This is a genomic window from Pseudomonas sp. SIMBA_068 (genome assembly GCF_046534705.1).
GTDB classification, from domain to species: domain Bacteria; phylum Pseudomonadota; class Gammaproteobacteria; order Pseudomonadales; family Pseudomonadaceae; genus Aquipseudomonas; species Aquipseudomonas putida.
The window spans coordinates 1-274 of the sequence record NZ_JAWRYI010000465.1; the positions used below are offsets into that span (position 1 = coordinate 1).

General features: G+C 69.0%; 1 pseudogene. It reads left to right on the plus strand.

Annotation, left to right across the window (positions count from 1 at the left end):
* A pseudogene (locus SB756_RS29980) lies at positions 1 to 274 on the plus strand (hypothetical protein); the annotation flags it as partial.

The following is a 274-nucleotide window of genomic DNA, read 5'->3' on the forward strand; positions in this document are numbered from 1 at the left end:
CGGTCATTGCGGAAGTTGCCGTGGTGGCGACCGACCCAACCCGTTTGCTGCCCTTCGAGCTGCGCCTGCTGGGCAAGTTGATGCGCGGGCGCAACCCCGTGCTGGTACTGGGGCCGGATGTCGATGGCTGCGGGGCCAACGGCCTGGCGGTGCAACTGGCGGAAAAGCTGCGCATGACCGCCTGGGTGGCGCCGTCGGCCTCACGTTGCCCGTTCCCGACGCGGCATGCGTGTTTCCGTGGAGTACTGCCGGCCTCGATCGCGGGCATCAGCCG